18 protein-coding genes are annotated in these 19,300 nt (G+C 42.4%); 11 read left to right on the top strand and 7 right to left on the bottom strand.

The features are described from left to right. Positions 1-136: 136 nt before the first annotated feature. The 4 genes from D2V05_RS12920 to D2V05_RS12905 all read right to left on the bottom strand — a co-directional run bounded on the left by D2V05_RS12920 (position 137) and on the right by D2V05_RS12905 (position 3,586). Complete coding sequence (locus D2V05_RS12920; RefSeq protein ID WP_119648061.1) at positions 137-1,630, bottom strand: alpha/beta hydrolase; 1,494 nt, start codon at positions 1,628-1,630, stop codon at positions 137-139. A gap of 169 nt (positions 1,631-1,799) precedes the next feature. Continuing rightward, positions 1,800-2,516 carry a lipoyl(octanoyl) transferase LipB gene (gene lipB / locus D2V05_RS12915; RefSeq protein WP_119648060.1) on the bottom strand — a complete coding sequence of 239 codons (717 nt, stop codon included), beginning with the start codon at positions 2,514-2,516 and terminating at the stop codon, positions 1,800-1,802. A 32-nt stretch (positions 2,517-2,548) separates the two neighbouring features. Continuing rightward, positions 2,549-3,289 carry a hypothetical protein gene (locus D2V05_RS12910; protein ID WP_235855458.1) on the bottom strand — a complete coding sequence of 247 codons (741 nt, stop codon included), beginning with the start codon at positions 3,287-3,289 and terminating at the stop codon, positions 2,549-2,551. Between the two features lie 141 nt (positions 3,290-3,430). Then, the gene (locus D2V05_RS12905; protein ID WP_119639993.1) at positions 3,431-3,586 is read right to left on the bottom strand and encodes a YqaE/Pmp3 family membrane protein; all 156 of its coding nucleotides are present in this window, start codon (positions 3,584-3,586) and stop codon (positions 3,431-3,433) included. 90 nt (positions 3,587-3,676) lie between these two features. Here D2V05_RS12905 and D2V05_RS12900 point away from each other — a divergent pair, with 90 nt between their 5' ends. The 4 genes from D2V05_RS12900 (at position 3,677) to lysS (ending at position 7,121) form a co-directional block, all read left to right on the top strand. Further along, positions 3,677-4,345: a hypothetical protein gene (locus tag D2V05_RS12900; protein WP_119648059.1), complete on the top strand. Its 669-nt coding sequence runs from the start codon at positions 3,677-3,679 to the stop codon at positions 4,343-4,345. Between the two features lie 96 nt (positions 4,346-4,441). Continuing rightward, the gene (locus D2V05_RS12895; RefSeq protein ID WP_147378278.1) at positions 4,442-4,723 is read left to right on the top strand and encodes a response regulator transcription factor; all 282 of its coding nucleotides are present in this window, start codon (positions 4,442-4,444) and stop codon (positions 4,721-4,723) included. A 99-nt stretch (positions 4,724-4,822) separates the two neighbouring features. Next, complete coding sequence (locus tag D2V05_RS12890; protein WP_119648057.1) at positions 4,823-5,365, top strand: thioredoxin family protein; 543 nt, start codon at positions 4,823-4,825, stop codon at positions 5,363-5,365. Positions 5,366-5,429: 64 nt separating this feature from the next. After that, a complete protein-coding gene (lysS, locus tag D2V05_RS12885; RefSeq protein WP_119648056.1) occupies positions 5,430-7,121 on the top strand; it encodes a lysine--tRNA ligase in 1,692 nt (563 codons plus the stop codon). Between the two features lie 31 nt (positions 7,122-7,152). Here the strand turns inward: lysS and D2V05_RS12880 are convergent, their stop codons facing one another. After that, positions 7,153-8,001, bottom strand: coding sequence for a tetratricopeptide repeat protein (locus D2V05_RS12880; RefSeq protein WP_119648055.1), 849 nt, complete (start codon positions 7,999-8,001; stop codon positions 7,153-7,155). Between the two features lie 203 nt (positions 8,002-8,204). Here D2V05_RS12880 and D2V05_RS12875 point away from each other — a divergent pair, with 203 nt between their 5' ends. Further along, entirely contained in the window at positions 8,205-9,635 is a 1,431-nt protein-coding gene (locus D2V05_RS12875) for an SLC13 family permease (RefSeq protein ID WP_119648054.1), read from the top strand. 454 nt (positions 9,636-10,089) lie between these two features. Here the strand turns inward: D2V05_RS12875 and D2V05_RS12870 are convergent, their stop codons facing one another. Then, complete coding sequence (locus D2V05_RS12870; RefSeq protein ID WP_119648053.1) at positions 10,090-10,824, bottom strand: hypothetical protein; 735 nt, start codon at positions 10,822-10,824, stop codon at positions 10,090-10,092. A gap of 266 nt (positions 10,825-11,090) precedes the next feature. Here D2V05_RS12870 and D2V05_RS12865 point away from each other — a divergent pair, with 266 nt between their 5' ends. From D2V05_RS12865 to D2V05_RS12855, 3 genes are all read left to right on the top strand, one after another. After that, entirely contained in the window at positions 11,091-13,589 is a 2,499-nt protein-coding gene (locus D2V05_RS12865) for a zinc-dependent metalloprotease (RefSeq protein WP_119648052.1), read from the top strand. A 163-nt stretch (positions 13,590-13,752) separates the two neighbouring features. Further along, a complete protein-coding gene (locus D2V05_RS12860; RefSeq protein ID WP_147378277.1) occupies positions 13,753-13,941 on the top strand; it encodes a hypothetical protein in 189 nt (62 codons plus the stop codon). 109 nt (positions 13,942-14,050) lie between these two features. Next, positions 14,051-14,497, top strand: a complete 447-nt coding sequence (locus D2V05_RS12855) for a hypothetical protein (RefSeq protein ID WP_119648050.1) — start codon at positions 14,051-14,053, stop codon at positions 14,495-14,497. Between the two features lie 66 nt (positions 14,498-14,563). On the opposite strand, the gene D2V05_RS12850 is transcribed toward D2V05_RS12855, so the two are convergent. Next, a complete protein-coding gene (locus D2V05_RS12850; RefSeq protein WP_119648049.1) occupies positions 14,564-16,867 on the bottom strand; it encodes a glycoside hydrolase family 3 protein in 2,304 nt (767 codons plus the stop codon). A gap of 154 nt (positions 16,868-17,021) precedes the next feature. Between D2V05_RS12850 and D2V05_RS12845 the strand changes: the two genes are divergently transcribed. The 3 genes from D2V05_RS12845 (at position 17,022) to D2V05_RS12835 (ending at position 19,264) form a co-directional block, all read left to right on the top strand. Further along, entirely contained in the window at positions 17,022-17,828 is an 807-nt protein-coding gene (locus D2V05_RS12845; protein WP_119648048.1) for an SH3 domain-containing protein, read from the top strand. A 114-nt stretch (positions 17,829-17,942) separates the two neighbouring features. Continuing rightward, the gene (locus D2V05_RS12840; protein WP_119648047.1) at positions 17,943-18,542 is read left to right on the top strand and encodes a transcriptional regulator; all 600 of its coding nucleotides are present in this window, start codon (positions 17,943-17,945) and stop codon (positions 18,540-18,542) included. Beyond that, positions 18,539-19,264, top strand: coding sequence for a DUF3307 domain-containing protein (locus D2V05_RS12835; RefSeq protein ID WP_119648046.1), 726 nt, complete (start codon positions 18,539-18,541; stop codon positions 19,262-19,264). The genes D2V05_RS12840 and D2V05_RS12835 overlap by 4 nt, the downstream gene beginning before the upstream one ends. Positions 19,265-19,300 lie beyond the last annotated feature (36 nt).

Raw genomic sequence — 19,300 nt, 5'->3', positions numbered from 1 at the left:
CAAAGTATGGAATTGTTATGGCAGTCATTGAATATCGGCACAAATTCATTAGAAAAGTCAATAATGGCAATCTACTTAAATTATGCACGTCAGCCAACTATAACGTCCAACTAATGTTGCCCGTCGTATTTTTGTGTCAATATTCTAATCTGTTTAAAAATTCAGTTCTTAGTTTTGAAACTTCTGAAGAATATTTCGGGTCAAACCAAATAAAATGTTCCGCTCCTTTCAATGTATGAAAATCAATTGTAGTGTTGCCCGCCTTTGTCATTTCCTCTACAAATTTTTGGGCAGTTGAATAGGGGACGTTTCTATCTTCGGACCCATGAATAATTAATGTGGGTGGCATGGTTTTTTTAACAAGATAGTTTGGGGAAATTTCTCTTACAAGATCTTTGTTTTTTAAATCTTTTCTAATCCATGCAGTATTTTGGTCCGTTAAATCGTAAACGCCCGAATTGATCATTAAAACATTTGGTACGGGACTAAATTTTAAATCATCTGTTTTTTCATTCCATTTGTCAGCCAACGCCGCACATAATACTAAGTGTCCACCAGCAGAGTTCCCAGATGCTACAATTTTATCAGGGTCAATATTATATTCCATTGAGTGTTTCCTTAACCAGCGTATGGCCGATTTTGCATCCATAACAGAGGCAAAAGGTAATGTTCCGTGTCTTCCGTAAGTTCTATATTCTACTGCACAAGCAACCCAACCTTTTTTTGCATAGCTTTCACATGCAGAAAAAAACCAATCTGGTTTCCCTTCTGACCAGCTTCCACCGTGAAAATAGACAATTACTTGCCTTTTTTTGTCTTTCATTAAGCTCTCCGGCAAAAAAATATGCATGTCCAAATCAAAATCCCCGACAGTTTTATACGTTTTAATTAAATGTCCGCGCCTACCTTCAAAATCTTCGGAATATACGTCAGCAACCTTTTTCAAAAGAACACTGTCCTCGCAAGTCGATATAAAATCTTCATAAATACTCTGTATGTTTTTGATTCCATTATTGTCAATATGGTTATACAAATATTCGGCCTTCCAAAAGTCTTGACATTTAGGGTTGGATATGAATTGTGGTATCAGCTTCCATACAGCATTCAGGTGTTGATTATCAAGACTTCTGTATATGGGGTGCTTCAGCTCAATATGAGTTTCGTAAGAAAAAAATGATTTGACATAATTGAAATAATCCGAATTTCCTAAAAGCTCAGGTTTGTTAAGAGCGATAAGATTGCCCTTCATTATTTCATGGATTGATGATTTTTTCTTTGATTTTTTTCCAGTATAAATATAATGGGTCAACGGATAATCTATAAGGAGTTTATCAAAATAGTATTTAATCTCCGATCGTTGTACGCTGACAAAATCAGGTGCAAGGGCATGCTCAAATTTGTTTAAGATTGCATTGAACCCTTCTCTGACAGAATCAATTTTGATAACAAATTTTTTTTCCGTCAAAGCATAAAACTTAGCATAATTAGGATAAAAGTCGTCAGCAAATAACTTTCCTGCCGTCTTTAGTTCTGAAAAGTAATTTTGCCTGCCACTATCCTGTGGATTTCTTTGCTGTGCCTTGATTTGATTCAGAAAAAGCAAGAATATTAGAACAAATTTTAGTTTCATAATTCATTTATCGGTTAAACAAAACGTTCAGATTGTCAAATACCACAAAGTGAATGAATTTACAATATTGCAGGTCCCGTTAAAGGTATGACTTGTTTTTAAATGAATATATCGGCAGATACCGAATCATGTTCAGCACAAGTTAGTGAAGTTATGTATTTTCAGAAGGTTATACCCCTACTTGTGTTCGCACCAATTCCGCTTCAAACAAAGCGGCAAAATGTTTCAGGAGTTTTGCTTTCACTTCCTCTACATCCACTTCTTTTTTACCGAGCTCCACATTTAGGGAAGTTACCGCCTTGCCTTTGATGCCACAGGGAATCATCATATCAAAATAGCCCAGATCGGCATTTACGTTCAGGGCAAAACCGTGCATGGTCACCCAGCGGCTGGCGCGTATGCCCATGGCGCAAATCTTTCGGGCAAAGGGTGTTCCCACATCCAACCAAACACCTGTTTCGCCTTGAGAGCGTTCGGCTTTAATACCATATTCGGCCAAGGTTAGAATCACCATTTCCTCCAAAAAACGCAGGTATTTGTGGATGTCCGTGAAGAAGTTATCCAGATCTAATATTGGGTAGCCCACAATCTGTCCGGGTCCATGATAGGTAATATCCCCACCGCGATTGATCTTGTAAAAAGTAGCTCCCTTAGTCGCGAGTACCTTTTCATCTACCAACAAATTGTCAATATCTCCACTCTTGCCCAAGGTATACACATGGGGGTGCTCCACGTACAAAAAATGATTAGGGGTTTCCACGTTTGTGTCCTCCCTTCGGTTCCTCACCTTGGTGTCCACAACATCCTTAAAAAGAGCTTCTTGGTAGTCCCAGGTCTCTTTATAGTCCTTGTAGCCCAAATCCTGTACCGCAACTATCTTGTTCATACCACAAAGGTACAAAGACAAAGGTTGAGAACCTATTTTTCCAGTTCTACCTCTAGGTCAAGCAATGCCGGATTTTTCATGAGATCTAAGAAGTCCACTTGGTAGATCATGGTCTTGCCATCTGCACTGAACGTGGCACCTTCGGCCGTGGTAGACTTAACTTTTTTGGGAAAGTGATATTTGAGGGTATAGGAAGAACCCGAAAGGAACATTTCCGCCCCCTGCATACTATCCAATTGTTTTTGAAAAAGTTCTTCATTGACAATCTTGGCGGTTCTGCTAAACTTGTTTTTGGAAAAAGAGTAGCTTACCTCCGTGGCCTGATCTGAAGCTGGCATGGAAGCAGGTGCCTTTTGGCTGTTCGGCCCCAGAATACTGGCTTCCTGAAAGGTATTGAAAGCATTGTTCACCTCACTGATATCCTTAAAATCGCTGAACAGGTCGAACAGCATTTCCTTTTTTTCGGGATTCATCACCATGTGTAGGTTGAAGGGTTCCAAACGTTTTAATTTAGCCTGTTCTTCAGGTGCCAATTGAGCAATACTGTCCTTATGCTCCTCCAAAAAATCCTTGAAGGAAATGATACTGTCCACCGCCTTCTCATCCGTTTTGGCCAGTTCCTCACCTCCCATTTCCATCATATCTGAGCCATCAAATTTGATGGAAAGCTTTCCGGAGCCGTTTTCCTGCAAATGGATTTCCTCAGTAAAATTGCACGAACTGATTAGGGCAATGGCCAAAAGACCAACAAACAACTGGATTTTTCTGATCATGGGTTAGTGTTTAATGGCATATCGTACTGCAGACATACCTTCTTTCGGGCTAAAAATAGCACAATAGCCCTTCTTCCACAATAAAGCAACCAAAGTAATTGCACTATGTGGAACCTTGTTGACAAGAATCAATTAAGCTTTTTAGTTGGGATTGTTCAAAATGATCAATGCCGCGATAACGCCGGGCACCCAACCACAAAACGTCAACAGAAGGACAATCAGAACTGACCCGCAGCCTTTACCGATTACGGAAAGGGGAGGGAAAAGTATGGCCAACAAAACTCTCCAGAAACTCATTTTTTTGATTTTGATTGATGATACTTATTGGTAGCTAAATGACGCATTTTGTTACACAAAACTACTATTTTTAACATCCATCCCTGTATTATGAGGTTTTGTTTTTTTGTCTTCCTTTTCCAAATATCATTCCTATCGGCGCAGTATCGATTTTTAGGGGAAGTATCGCCTGAAAATGCCGGTAACACCATCTATTTATCCTTAGTGGAGGACTACAGAAAATCATCACGGGTGTATCTGGACCAAATTGTGAAAAAGGTAGAAGTGGATTCTTTGGGAAGGTTTCTTTTTGAAGGCGATAACCTCAATATTGAAAACCGCATGTACCGCATCCATTTGGATGGCTGTTCGGAAGAATCCTCTGGGGCCCACTTTTTAGGCCAATGCAACAACAGCAAGAGTGTGCTGTTCATTGCGAACAATACGGATACGGTTGAGTTCCCCACCTCGTTCGAGGAACAATCGCTCTGCACCATAAACTCCACCAATCCAAAATCTTCCCTATTGTTGGAATGGGAAATTTTGAAGGAGCAAATGGCCTATGATTTTGTGGATTACCCCAGTGAGGCAAGTAAAAAACTCAACATGAAAAAATGGTTCTCCGAGCTACAAAATTTTGGAGAAAAGGCCAACGAACCTTTGGTTGAGCTCTTGATCTTCGATTTTTTATCGGACAAAAGGAACGAAACCTATTCCCATTATCTTCAGGATGTAAGTGTTAACCCATATTATGAAGAATTGTCCAACCGGTTACAATAAACCTATCCCGAAGCCGGTTTTACCCAAGAATATGAGGCCGAAATTAGCACGGACAAAGACTTGGCCAGTTTCAACCAACCCAAAATAGCCAAGTGGATGTGGGTGACACTTTCGGTATTGATCTTATCACTTTTGGGGAACCTGTACTTTTTTGTCAACCGAAGCGCCAAGCTTAAAAACCACAGTGATGACCTTTTACAGAAACTCACACCCCAAGAGCAAAAAATTGTGCACTACATCTTGTTGGACAAAAGCAACAAAGAGATTGCCAGTGCTCTTTTTGTGAGCCTCAGTACTGTGAAGACACACATCAACAACCTGTACAAAAAGCTAGACATTTCATCCAGGGAAGAAATCATATTACTTTTCCAAAAATAAAATTCAACCCTGGGTCTAGTCCCCATTTCCATCTTATCAAATCGGCATAACCCCTTCATTTTGATGAATTTTCCAGTCAAATCATAAATCTGGAACATCATGAAACACGCATGCAACCTTTTGTTGGTCCTTACTTCGCTTGCAAGTTTTTCGCAGGAATTCAATAAGGAAATCAAAATGGAAAACGACCAAACCTTTATGGTGGGCAAAATCAATTTGGATGGCTTGTCCACTGCTCCCTATGCCCAATGGTTCCAAAAAGGTATGGAAGACTACGCCGTGGACCAAACCTTGGTCGACCTTTTCAAAAAAGACCTCAAAACCTACCATATCCAACTTTTTTTGGGCACTTGGTGTGGTGATAGCAGGCGGGAAACCCCAAGAATCATCAAAATTCTGGAAGCGGCCGATTTTCCCATGGAGCAATTGGAAATCGTGGCACTGGACAGAAGAAAGGAGCAATACAAGAAAAGTCCGACTGGCGAAGAGAAAGGTCTGAACATCATCAAAGTACCTACCATCATCTTTTTCAAGGACGGAAAAGAGGTCAACCGGATTGTGGAAAGTCCGTTGGAATCGCTTGAGGAAGACATGGCCCAGATCATCCTCAACAAGCCTTACACGCCCCATTATGCATATTAAAGCAAGCCGAGGCAAGGAATTAAAGCGCAAAAGTGTAATTTTGCGCTTTAATTTTTTATAGACTATGCAACTATCGGAACAAGAAATCGTTCGAAGGGAAAAATTGACCAAACTCAGGGAGATGGGCATCAACCCATACCCCGCAGCATTGTATCCTGTTGATGCCACTTCCAAGAGCATCAAGAATGATTTTGAGGAAGGTAAGAAGGTGGTGATTTCCGGTAGGTTGATGTCGCGCAGAATCCAGGGTAAGGCATCCTTTGCGGAACTTCAGGATAGTGAAGGCCGTATACAGGTGTATTTTAACCGTGATGAAATTTGTCCCGGTGATGACAAAGACCTGTATAACGAAGTCTATAAAAAACTGTTGGACATTGGGGACATCATTGGTGTGGAAGGCGAACTGTTCACTACCCAAGTGGGTGAAAAAACAGTAATGGTGAAAAATTTCACCCTGCTTAGCAAATCCTTGCGACCCCTTCCCCTACCAAAGGCAGATGCCGAAGGAAAAGTGTATGATGAGTTCAACGATGCCGAATTGCGCTACCGCCAAAGGTATGTGGACCTGATCGTGAATCCCCATGTGAAGGATACTTTCATCAAAAGGACCAAGATTACCAGTAGTATTCGGGAATTCTACAACCAAAAAGGATATTTGGAAGTGGAGACCCCTATTTTGCAACCCATTCCCGGTGGTGCAGCGGCACGTCCGTTCTTAACACACCACAATGCGTTGAACATTCCTTTGTACCTACGCATAGCCAATGAACTCTATCTGAAAAGATTGATCGTTGGTGGATTTGATGGCGTGTATGAGTTCGCCAAGGATTTCCGCAATGAAGGGATGGACCGCACCCACAATCCAGAGTTTACCGTAATGGAACTTTATGTAGCTTATAAGGACTACAACTGGATGATGGACACCACCGAAAAACTGTTGGAAAAAGTGGCCATTGATGCCACAGGCAGTACCAAAGTAAAGGTTGGCGAGCACGAAATTGAGTTCAAGGCACCGTATCCAAGGGTTCCTATTTTAGAGGCCATCAAAATTCATACAGGGTATGATGTGGCCGACATGGATGAGGACCAACTTCGTGAAGTGGCCCAAAAACTGGGCATCGAAGTGAATGAAACCATGGGTGTAGGTAAATTGATCGACGAAATTTTCGGTGAAAAATGTGAGCACCACTACATTCAGCCCACCTTCATCATCGATTATCCAAAGGAGATGAGCCCTTTGACCAAGGAACACAGGGAAAATCCAAGGTTGACCGAACGTTTTGAGTTGATGGTGAACGGGAAGGAACTGGCCAATGCCTATTCCGAGCTCAACGATCCCATTGATCAAAGGGAACGTTTTGAGGACCAATTGAAACTTTCCGAAAAAGGGGACGATGAGGCCATGTTCATCGACCAAGATTTCCTTCGGGCCTTAGAATACGGAATGCCTCCAACTTCCGGTATCGGTATTGGCATAGACCGTTTGGTGATGCTGATGACCAACAATTCTTCCATTCAAGAAGTGTTGTTCTTCCCGCAAATGCGACCTGAGAAGAAAAAAGTAGAACTCTCCGAAGAAGAAAAAATCATCATGGACCTATTGAAACCTGTTGGCCAAATGCCATTGGGCGAACTAAAGGACAAAAGTGGTTTGAGCGGCAAAAAATGGGACAAGAGCACCAAAAACTTGGCTAAGCTTGGCATTTTTGAGGTCTCCAAAACGGATGAGGGGCTTTTTGCTATCGATAAAAGATAAACCTTTATTTAATAAACGGTTATTCTAAAACTCAATTATTAAAGTAACCTTCAAAAATAGGATGGCTCTTGATTATTTCATCAATGGCCTGAGCATTTTTTGTGCCTTCGTCGGAAACAAATTCAATTTCGCCTTCACCATAAAATTGATAGGTGTATACTGGAATCTTCACTCCCAATAATTGAAATGTTCCGTAGTTTTTGTCCTTAACCTTGAAATTCTGGATACCCTCTTGTAAAAACTGCTTTACTTCGTCATTTGAGTATAATTGAGGTAAATATTGGCTTAAAAGTTCCATTACCTCATTATTACTGGCCAATCCATTGTAAAAAAGATGCGGCAGCAACTTTTTTATGGCTTTATCCAATTTACCCAAACCGTGATAGGTTTTGGCATACATAACATCGGTATAAATAGCATCGGCCTCCAATTCATTTCCACAAAAATGCTTGTATGGATAGATATTGTCAAACATCTTGATATATTTTAGGGCCTCCACAAAGTTTTCTTCCTCTATAAAAATTTCAGCAAGGTGTTTGGCGCTCCTATTCTTGTATAATGTATACTGTTCCATTATCCCACCATAATTTTCATATTCATTATATTCCTCCTCTATAATTCGCTCGAAGATCCGTTTGGCCTCTTGTCCTCTACCCAGCTCTCTTAATAGATAACCCTGATTGAAAAGGGCTCTTGGAGCTAGCTCTGAATCCGGAAACTTCTCCAAGAATTGACCAAAACCCAAATAAGCAGTCATGTAATCTCCTTCATAAGTGATTTCAGATAATTCTTCAAACCATTCCAATTCCGCATCACCTTTATTGTTTTGGGCGAAAATCATCAAGTTAAAACCTAGAAAAAACACTACTATCTTTCTCATAATTAATATAGTTTATATAATCAATTTCTAAATTGAAAGTTTATCAAACCAATGAATTTGAGGAAGTCATTGCTTTAAATGAGTAACTAAAGCGTAACAATGAGTGAACTGGAAATCTGAAATAAATTTTACTTGAAAAACTAATAAGATATTAGTTTGATGATTTTCAAAATTTAACAAAAAAGCATAGCTTAGAATCCCAAATGGAACTAAGCAAGAAAATAGGGCTCGTTTTAGGGCCCACCGCCTTTTTGATCTTGAACAATTTGCCCTTTGAGTTGGTATCAGCCAAAGGAGATCCCGTAATTGCCGTTGCTTCTTGGATGTTGATCTGGTGGATCACGGAAGCAGTATCCATATCGGTTACGGCGCTTTTACCACTGCTACTTTTGCCTATTTTAAAGATTTTGCCCATTGCCGAAGTAGGTGCCAATTATGGCAGTCCCATTGTGTTCCTGTTCTTCGGAGGCTTTGTCATGGCCCTTGCCTTGGAAAAAGTAAACCTGCACAGACGCATTGCCCTTAACATCATTCGGCTTACGGGAACCACTCCCAACAAAGTGGTGCTCGGTTTTATGATCGCTACGGGGTCGCTGAGCATGTGGATCAGTAACACGGCCAGTACCGTGGTGATGCTACCTATCGCCCTTTCCGTGATCAATCTTTTGGTGGATGACGCTGATGGCTTTACGAAGAACGACCAGAATTTCGCCCTTAGTGTGATGCTCGGTATCGCTTTTTCCGCCAATGCAGGGGGAATCGCCACCGTTATAGGCACACCACCCAATTCGGTATTAATCGGTCTTTTGGAAAATGAATACAATACGGAAATCTCGTTCATAAAATGGATGAGTATCGGCCTTCCCTTCGCCATCATCATGATCGGTGTTTCTTATTTAGTGCTCGTCAAATGGATGTTCCCCAATAGAGATCTCAAGTTCAATGCCTCCAAGGATGTTATCCATGCCGAACTGGAAAAATTAGGGCCAACGTCTGGTAAAGAAAAAATGGTTTTGGCCATTTTTGGGGTCACCGTGTTCCTTTGGATCTTTAGGACCTTGATCAATGCCATTTTCCCCAAATTGGGGCTGACGGATACCATGATCAGTATTTTTGCAGCCATTGCACTCTTTGCCATTCCCTACAATATTAAGAAAGGGGACTTCATCATCGAATGGAAAGATACCTCCCGCTTGGCTTGGGGTATTTTGATCCTATTTGGGGGTGGTTTAGCGTTGGCCCAAGGTATGTCCACCAGTGGTATTGTGGATATGGTGGCCAATGCCATTGCGGAGAGTCAAATCAGTGTATTGCTTACGGCCGCCCTGCTTATTTTCTTGATGCTTTTTATGACGGAACTGATGAGCAACGTGGCATTGGTGGCTGTTCTAGCTCCTGTGGTTGCAGGTATTGCTATCGGGTTGAACATTCCAATCCTTTATTTATTGATTCCGGTGACCATTGCCAGCAGCTGTGCCTTTATGCTGCCGATGGCCACTCCCCCAAATGCCATTGTATTTGCCAGTGGGTATGTAAAGATTCCTCAAATGGCACGTGTAGGTTTTATATTGAATCTGATAGCGGTGGTGTTGCTGGTTTTAGTCTTTAAGTTTGTGGTTCCCGTATTGTTTTAAATAATAAATGGCCCTTCCGGGCGGAAGGGCCATTCACAAACTAACTAACTCAAAAAAATGTAAGAAACTAACTCAACCTTACTTTACTCAATTATGTGTATTGGGCTTCTGCCCTTTGATTCTTTGATACAAATGTATGACTGAATAAAGTGAAGATTTTTATAATTAGCCTTTTGTTAACGGTTAACGGCTGGCTTACCAAAATAGCTTTTTCAGTGATTTTGCACATATCTTGACAAACCTGCAGTCCATACTTTCAAAATTTGACTTTTTTATGGGGAACTTCCTTATTTGATGCATTTCACAACGATTTCCTCAAAGGTGTTATTTTTTTGTTAATCAAGTTTTTATAGGGATTTCCTTAACACATCTTACCACAAATAAAAAGCCCTCTTGCGAGGGCCTTTCATAGCTAACTAACTCAAAAATTTTGTAAAATGAAAACTAAAACATTTTACCAGATTGCCCCGGCGTAGGGGTCAAAATTTTCTGGGAGATACACAGAGGTATCAAAACCCAAATCTATTTTTTCATCCTCTTCCATATAGTTGATAGAACCGATTGCCACCACATTGGTGTACGGATCAAAATTCGCAGGAAGTAGATATTTGCTATTGATACCCAATTCCAATTCCACTTCATCATCCTCTATATAGGTAAAGGATTTAAGGTCTACATAAGCCTCGTAAGGGGAGAATCCTTCAGGCAGATAATCCTCGGTATTGAATCCAAGATCCATATCTTCTTCCTCGATGTAGTTGATGGAACTCACTTCCACCACATCGGTGTAAGGATCAAAATCCGCAGGCAAATACTTTTGGGTATCAAAACCTAGGTTGGGTTCAACTTCGTTCTCGAGGTATATGATGGAATTCAGATCAAAATAGTTTTTATAGGGGTTGAAACCTTCGGGAAGGTAATCCGAGGTATCAAAACCAAGATCGACCTCCATATCGTCTTCTACATATACTATTTCATTCAGATCCAACTCATAGGACCAATCTGATTTATGACTCAGATCCAAAGTTGATTCACCACCTTCCGCATTGAGGTTCAATGCAGTATAACTGTTTTCTAATGTGCCCTGACTATCAGTTTTGGACTGATGAGTAACGGCGTTCTGCTGTTCGTTTGCTATGGCGGCACTACTTAAAAGGACACATCCATAGACCATTAATAACTTGTTCATTTTTTGATTGAATTTTTTGATTGATGTTATGCTTATAAGACTATGCAGATTTTAAATTGTTACAGCAATTATGATTTTTTTACAAAAAACAGATGCCGCTTAAGCCCAGCAAAACAAGGCGTTTCAGCCGAAACCATCAGTAAAACGCAGGACTGCGAAAGATTCGTATATCACACGAAAAAAGTGTGCGTTAATATTTATTTAACAGTAACTTTTAATGATTTTTAGGTTCTTTGAAAGCTTATAGTTATCCAAACTGACATCTAATGATCAAAAAAAATCTACCTAAACTAATCGTATTGTTCCTTTTATTGGGTTTCTACCAACCAGCCGAAGCCCAACTTTTCAAAAAGAAGAAAAAAGCAACCGAGGAAAAAAAAGAGTCGAAACCCAAACCTGGAGAGATCCAACCTTATGATAAGGTAATCACCAAGGACGCCAAAACCGATGCTGGGCTTTTTAGCGTGCACACGGTGGACGACAAATATTACTATGAAATTCCGGATTCCCTTTTCAACAGGGAAATGTTGATGGTAAGCCGAATCTCTAAAACCGCTACCGGAATTGGTTTTGGTGGTGGTAAGATCAACACCCAAGTACTCCGTTGGGAGAAAAAACCCAAACAGGTGTTGCTTCGCGTGGCCTCCTATGAAAACGTGGCTGCCGATTCGCTGCCGATTCATGAAGCGGTGGTGAACTCCAACTTTGAACCTGTGCTGTATGCTTTTGAGATCAAGGCCTTCAATAAAAAGGATAGCCTGAACCCGGCAACGGTCATCGAGGTGGACCCCATGTTTACCAAAGATGTGAATGCCCTTGGCCTACCCGAAGGCATTCGTAAAAGATATAAGGTTACCCGGTTGGACAGTGACCGAAGCTATATCGAATCCGTAAAAAGTTATCCGCTGAACATTGAAGCGCGTCATGTAAAGACCTATATTTCCAACGATCCACCCAGTAATGAAAGTTTGGGCTCCATTTCTCTGGAAATCAACAATTCCATGATTTTGTTGCCCAAAGAACCCATGAAACGTCGTTATTTTGACGAACGCGTAGGATGGTTTGCCAGAGGTCAAGTGGATTATGGTCTGGATGCCCAAGAGAGTAAGACCGTCACCTATTTGGACCGATGGAGGTTGGAAGTAAAGGACGAGGACATTGAAAAATTTAAGGCCGGGGAACTGGTAGAACCTAAAAAACCCATCATCTATTATGTAGACCGGGCCACCCCAAAAGAGTGGGTGCCTTTTATTAAACAAGGTATAGAGGATTGGCAGGTTGCCTTTGAGGCTGCCGGTTTTAAAAATGCCATCCTTGCCAAGGACCCTCCCACTCCTGAAGAAGACCCAGAATGGTCCCCTGAGGATGTACGATATTCCGTGGTACGCTATTTGGCTTCCCCAATTCCAAACGCCAATGGGCCTCACGTGAGTGACCCTCGTAGTGGTGAGATTTTGGAATCGGATATTAACTGGTACCACAATGTAATGAGCTTGCTACGTGGATGGTATTTTGTACAGACTGCGGCCATTAATCCAGAAGCTCAAAAAACCCAGTTCAAAGAAGAGATCATGGGTCGTTTAATCCGTTTTGTATCTTCCCACGAAGTAGGTCACACCCTAGGTTTGCCACACAATATGGGGAGTAGCGTTGCCTATCCTGTAGATTCTTTGCGTTCCAAGGTCTTTACCCAAAAATATGGTACGGCACCATCCATCATGGATTATGCACGTTTCAACTATGTGGCCCAACCGGGCGATGAAGGGGTTGCCTTGATGCCGAACATCGGTGTGTACGACAAGTATGCCATTAGTTGGGGATACCGTCCTATTTTGGACAAGACAGCCAAAGAAGAAAAACCGATTTTGAACAGTTGGATCACTGAACATGCCGATGACCCCATGTACCGATTCGGACACCAACAAGTGGGCGACATTCACGATCCAAGCTCACAAACCGAGGATTTGGGTGATGATGCCATCAAAGCCAGCTTATATGGTATCGCCAACCTAAAACGAATCATGCCCAACCTGATGGCCTGGACCACCGAAGATGGGGAAAACTATGCCGATTTGGAAACCATGTACGGCCATGTAGTTTCCCAATTTGCAAGATACATGGGCCACGTGGCCAACAACATTGGTGGCGTATATGAATACCATAAAACTTCCGATCAAGAAGGTGCTGTGTACACTCATGTAAGTAAGCAACATCAAAAAGATTGTATGAACTTCTTACAGGAGCAATTGTTCGCCACTCCCGAATGGATGATCGACCAAAACATCTTCAACAAAATTCAATACTCCGGTTCTGTGGAGCGTATTCGTGCTTTGCAAGAGCGTTACCTAAACACCATGTTGCAATTGGGTAAATTGGCCAGGGTCATCGAAAACGAAACTATCAATGGGGATAAAGCCTATGGTTTGTTGGAAATGATGAGAGACCTTCGCAGGGGTATCTGGTCCGAAACCCGAAGCGGTAAAACCATCGATACCTATAGAAGAAACCTTCAGAAAGCGCATATTGATCGTTTGGCCTATTTAATGACTGCCGATAACGAAGCAAAACTTCCAGATTTTGGGGGATATCGCAAGTCTACCGCTGTCAATAGTAGTCAGTCCGATATCCGTTCAGTGGCAAGGGCAGAACTCAATAATTTGAAAGGAGATATCCGATCTGGTCTATCCCGAATTTCAGATCCCATGAGCCGTTATCACCTTCAGGATGCCTTGGAGCGCATCGACATAATCTTAGATCCCAAATAGGGACATCCTCTTATAGGATTTTACTTTTACAAGGTGTAACCGAGATATCTACTGGTTACACCTTGTTTTTTTACCCCTTCACATCTCTATAGGATAATTTCGCAACATATCGTGGTGATTGAATTATGGTTTGATTATCTTAGTTATCCCAAATCTCAACATCATGACCTACAAAATCAAGAGCCTCATCTATTTCTCCTGTTTTGTGCTGGCTTCCCTTATCTACTATATGGTAGATCAGCACGATCAATTCCAAGAACAAATGGCAAACAAATCTTATGTGGAAGCGAACTTCCACGATGCCAATTCCTTGGAACAACCCAAAGAAGACCAAGAGGAAGTACAACCGTAAATCCTCCCATTCCCATTTATTGTTAAAAGCTTCATAATTGTTGTGTTGATGGTTAAACCAACGGGCATTGCCATTGTCCAAGGTTCAAAATCATTAAAAATTTAAGCATATGAAACGATTAGCAGTAGTATTGGTCCTGCTCGCCACTATCGGTGTAGCGGCCCAAAAAAATGATGGCCCAAGAATGCCAAAAGACCCCAAAATGGACATGACGGCTGAGGAGATGGCCACTTTACAGACCAAACACATGACTTTGGCCCTCGATTTGACCAAGGCACAACAGGACAAGGTGATGAAGCTGAATTTGGAAGAAGCCCAGCTTAGAAAAGAAAAGTGGGATGAGATGAAGGCCTTGAAAGAAAGTGGTGAGTGGAAAAAACCAACACCGGAAGAAAAATTTGAAAGGGAAAATGCCCGATTGGACCAGCAAATTGCTTTCCAAGCCAAAATGAAAGAAGTATTGAACGATGAGCAATACCAATCTTGGAAAGATATGAGAAAACACAAAGCCATGCATGGCAAAAAGAAAATGCAGGAGAGAGGGAGAAGAGGATAGTGTTTTTTGTTGATTTTAAGAAGCCGCGCCTGCCATGGTCGCGGCTTCTTTTGTTTAAATCATCTTCTATTTGTAGTTCTTCACCCGGTCATCATTGATCACACCACTCCAATTGAGCCCGTAGGCAAAATCATAGGCATTGCCTTCCGAGTCGATATAGGGTTCCATATCCCTGGGCACGTCCTCGAACTGGAGTTCCACTGTTTTCATGTCCGCTGGCATCTGGAACGGCAATAGTGCTGATGGTTCCACCTTGCCTGAAACCAAATCCATCAAAGCTTGATCTTGGACGCCCATTTGTACCAATATGGCCGAAGCATAGGGTTCAATCTCCACAAAAACCATAGGTTTGGATACTCTCACAATTACCACAACAGGTTTTTCGCCCATTTTTTTCTTGGTCTCCTTCACCAAATCCATATCGGTGGTGTTGGAGGCCAAAAAGGTTTTCCCTTTATAGGTTCGGTTGGTGAAATCTTCCATAGGACTACCTCCTGCCAAGCTGCTATCCCTTGCATAGGTTGCAGTGTAGGTGCTATATTGCAAACTGATGGGAACATATCCGTTGCCTCCTTTTTCAGTGTCCGAAACGTCATAACCAACTCCACCGTTGGGATTTTCTATACCTACTAAGGCAAAATCGGCCTCATCTGGGTTTTCCACCACTTCAAAATATTTGGCCACCACTTCCATATTGAAGGGATAATCCAAACGTTCTGGGGTTTCCATACCAAACCAATTACGACTGGGTGCCACATATCGTTTGGGCACAAAGACTTTTTTCTTGTCTTTCATGGGTAGGGCATTTCCCTGGTTTTTCAACATGACCACGGAACGTAATTGTGCTTGGTAACCAGCCTCCATAAATTCAGGTTTGCCCACGGTTGCCTCGGTTTCGGGTACATCCAAATACGGATTTTCAAAAAGTCCCGTCCTAAAAATATTTTTTAGCAGTCGCACCGCGGATACTTCAAACCGTTTGCGCATATATTCCTCTCCATGTTCCTTCACCCCCATCTGATAGGCTTCGATTACTGGATCCATATCATTGTTGCCACCGAACTGATCACAACCTGCTTCAATGATCTTGTAGTGCCTTTCTGCAACACTCAAATTCTCGACACCCCATGGTTTTCCTTCAAAAACATATACAGAACTTACATCTCGGGTGATGGCCCAATCGGTGCATACCACTCCATCATAGCCATACTTTTCTCGCAATAAATTGGTAATCAAATATTCATTATAGGAGTTACCCACGTTTTCACCATTAACGGTATCCCTTCCTGTGGAAATGGTATAGTACGGCATCACCGCAGAAGCCATTCCTGTGGCGCCATTCAATTTAAAGGCCCCTTCGGTGAACGGTTTGAGATGGTCCTTCAAATTGTTTCCTGGATAAACGGCATAGGCTCCATAACCAAAATGGGCGTCACGCCCCCCTTCTTCCGGACCACCCCCAGGCCAGTGTTTTACCATCGCATTCACACTCTGATAACCCCAACCACCATCATCGGAAGATTGAAATCCATCCACATAGGCCCTGGCCATATCGGTGGCCAATTTGGGGTCCTCGCCCATGGTTCCATCAAAACGGGACCAACGGGGTTCCGTGGCCAAATCAATTTGGGGCGAAAGTGCCGTGGCAATACCCAGTGCGCGATATTCTCTGGATGCAATGTCCCCGAATTGTTGCATGAGTCCCGGATCAAAACTGGCCGCAATACCCAAACTACTGGGCCACATAGAAATGCGGCCACCCGCGCCGGCATTGAACTCGGCATAGGAATCACTGCCATGCCTTGGATCGGAGCTGGTATTGATTGGGATTCCCATACCTATTCCTTCCACAAAAGCCTGTGCATTGTTGTTCCATTGTGCAGCAACTCCGGGAGTCTGTACACTGGTGATCAGTACATGCCTGAGGTTATCATCCTTTAAAAATATTTTCTGTGCATCGGAAAGATCACTGGCCTTGGCACCACTTTCTGCAAAGGGTTTTCCATTATAGGTCACAGGACCAAAAAAGCTGTTTCCTCCACCAGGTATCGATTGATGGGCACTGTACAGCATGAGTCCTGCAATTTGCTCCACACTCATTTTGGAAGCCAAATCGGTTGCCCTTTCCTCTATGGAAAGCCTCCAATCCTCATAGGGATCCAAGGTACCGTTCTTGTTCAGGTCCTTAAAAGCAAATCGATCTACCGTCAAAATTTGAATCCCCGATCCAGGTGTATAACCCAAAGTGGCGCCTTCGGCATTTTCAACAAGGCTATAACCTTCCTTTTCGGCCTCCTTCCACTTGGGGCCACAGGCCACTACCAAAAATGGCAAGGTCGCGGCCAAAAGGTGTTTCGTTACTTTTTTCATTGTAAAGTTTGTTAGTTAACTGTAGTTGAGAAATTAATCCATTGAATTTACGGAATGATGGTCGAGTACGGAAATCCTTTTTGGCAATTTCTGGCGTATATACTACAACTGCCCTAAGAACTGCCTAAATCTTAACCCTTAAAATCCAATAAAGATGAAAGCACGTTTCTTGTTTACCGTTATAACCACCCTTTTTGTATTGACCACCAATTTTGCGCAAGAGAAATTGCATTGCCCACCTTCGGAATGTGAATTTCAACCGGGTGACCAGGCCTACGCCTTTGGACACAAGATCAAATTAAGGACCGAGCCCAATACTACCTCCTCAGTGCTGGAAGAACTGAAAATCGGGGAATGGGTCAAAATCCTTGAAAAAACACCATTCTCCTGGCCCTATAAAGGATTCGACTCCCCGTTTTACAAAGTAAAATACAATGGCATGACAGGTTACATCCTTGGTGGGTTATTATCCTTGGACCGAAAAACCGTGGCCGGACAAAACTACTTTTTCACCTATTCGCGTGAAGGGGAAAATACCCTTTTGAACATTAGAACTATAGTGCATGGTTCTTATATGGAAAAGAAGGTTCCCCTTAAAAATCCCCATTTTTCCATCAGGATCTTGGGTGACAAGGGTGTTCCCAACCTTGATGGGATTCTCTATATCGATTATCTGGCGGATGCATCCAATGATGAGGATGGTGGCATCTATCTGTTCCTCAACCATTTTAACCTATGTCAGGCCATTGAACTTTCACAAATTACCGATGCTGGGGTATATTATCATTCCGAAAAATTCATTTTCCCGGATGACAAAGGCGGGATTCCGAATAAGGTACTCTACAAAATGGAGAAGGGAAAAAACTTGGATGTGGCTACACAATGGCTCCAAACTTCTGTGGAAACCCGTATTTTGACCTGGACCGATGGAACCCTTTCGCCAAATATTCGGGAAAAATGAAGACTGCCATAAGGTTTGACCAATAATTTCATATTTTTATCGTTTATATAACCGATATTTTTATTTATCGTTTTTTTTACCGATATTTGATTTAATCGTTTAATTAACCGATATATGACAGCGATTCTCACGGGGGATATCATCAACTCCAAGGACCATAAAGCCAGTAAATGGTTGCCTTTATTAAAGCAGGCTTTGAGCAAGTATGGCCCGGAGCCTCTTACATGGGAAATTTACCGGGGAGATAGTTTTCAATTGGAGACTACCCCAGAAGAGGCTCTGGAAGCCGCTCTTTATATCAAGGCGCACCTTAAACAAATACGGCATTTGGATGTTCGTGTGGGCATCGGACTGGGTGAAAAGGATTATGTGGCCGAAAAGATTACCGAATCCAACGGTACGGCCTTTGTACGTTCGGGTGAATGCTTTGATGGTCTTAAAAAACAGACATTGGCCCTCCATTCCAATAACGAGGCATTTGATACCACCATGAACCTCATACTGCAATTGGCAACCTTGACCATGGACAATTGGCTACCGGCCACTGCAAAAATCGTTTGCACGGCCATGGAAAACCCCGAAGCCAACCAAAAGGAGATTGCCACCCTATTGGACAAATCACAAAGTACCATTAGCGAGGCATTGATCCGTGCAGGATTTGACGAAGTGCAAAAAATGATCCATTTTTACAGAACCCAACTCGCCCAACTATGACACTGTTAGCCCTAAAACTGATATTGGCCCATTTTATAGGGGATTTTGTGCTGCAACCCGGTAAATGGGTAGAGGACAAGCTCCAAAAAAAGGGAAGATCCAAATACTTGTACTTTCATATTGGAGTACATTTGTTGCTGCTGTTGCTCCTTTTACAGTTCCAACATTTGGGAGCCGTTGCCCTGATTGTGGTCTCACACTATTTGATCGACCTGGGGAAACTGTCCCTTACCAATCCCAAAAACTATCGTTGGCTTTTTGTGGTGGACCAAATACTGCACCTTTTGGTCTTGGCCGCCATCCTATACTGGATTGAACCCTTCCAGATTCCCTTCTCTGACCTGTTTCAAGAAAAAAACTTACTACTGACTACCTTTTTGGTATTCGTAACATTTGTCTCTGGTATCATCATGCGGATGTTGTTGGCCCCTTACATTGATGAAATCGCCAAGGATGACGAATCGGGTGAGGGTGGCTCATTAAAAAATGCCGGAACCTATATCGGTATGCTGGAACGCCTCTTTGTATTTGGATTTATTTTGATGCAGCAATGGGCGGCCATAGGATTGCTGATAGCAGCCAAGTCCGTATTCCGGTTCGGGGACCTCAACAAGGGGAAAAACCGAAAATTGACCGAATATGTCTTGATAGGCACCTTGCTCAGTTTTGGGCTGGCCATCCTTTCGGGGATGGGCTACGCCTATCTGGTCGAAAATCTCTGATTCAACAAAAAACCGTCCCCTAAGGGACGGCTCTCA

This window comes from Flagellimonas pelagia, assembly GCF_003584135.1.
Classification (GTDB): domain Bacteria; phylum Bacteroidota; class Bacteroidia; order Flavobacteriales; family Flavobacteriaceae; genus Flagellimonas; species Flagellimonas pelagia.
The sequence above is the reverse complement of the archived record's forward strand: the minus strand, read 5'-3'. Positions and strand labels throughout refer to the sequence as shown.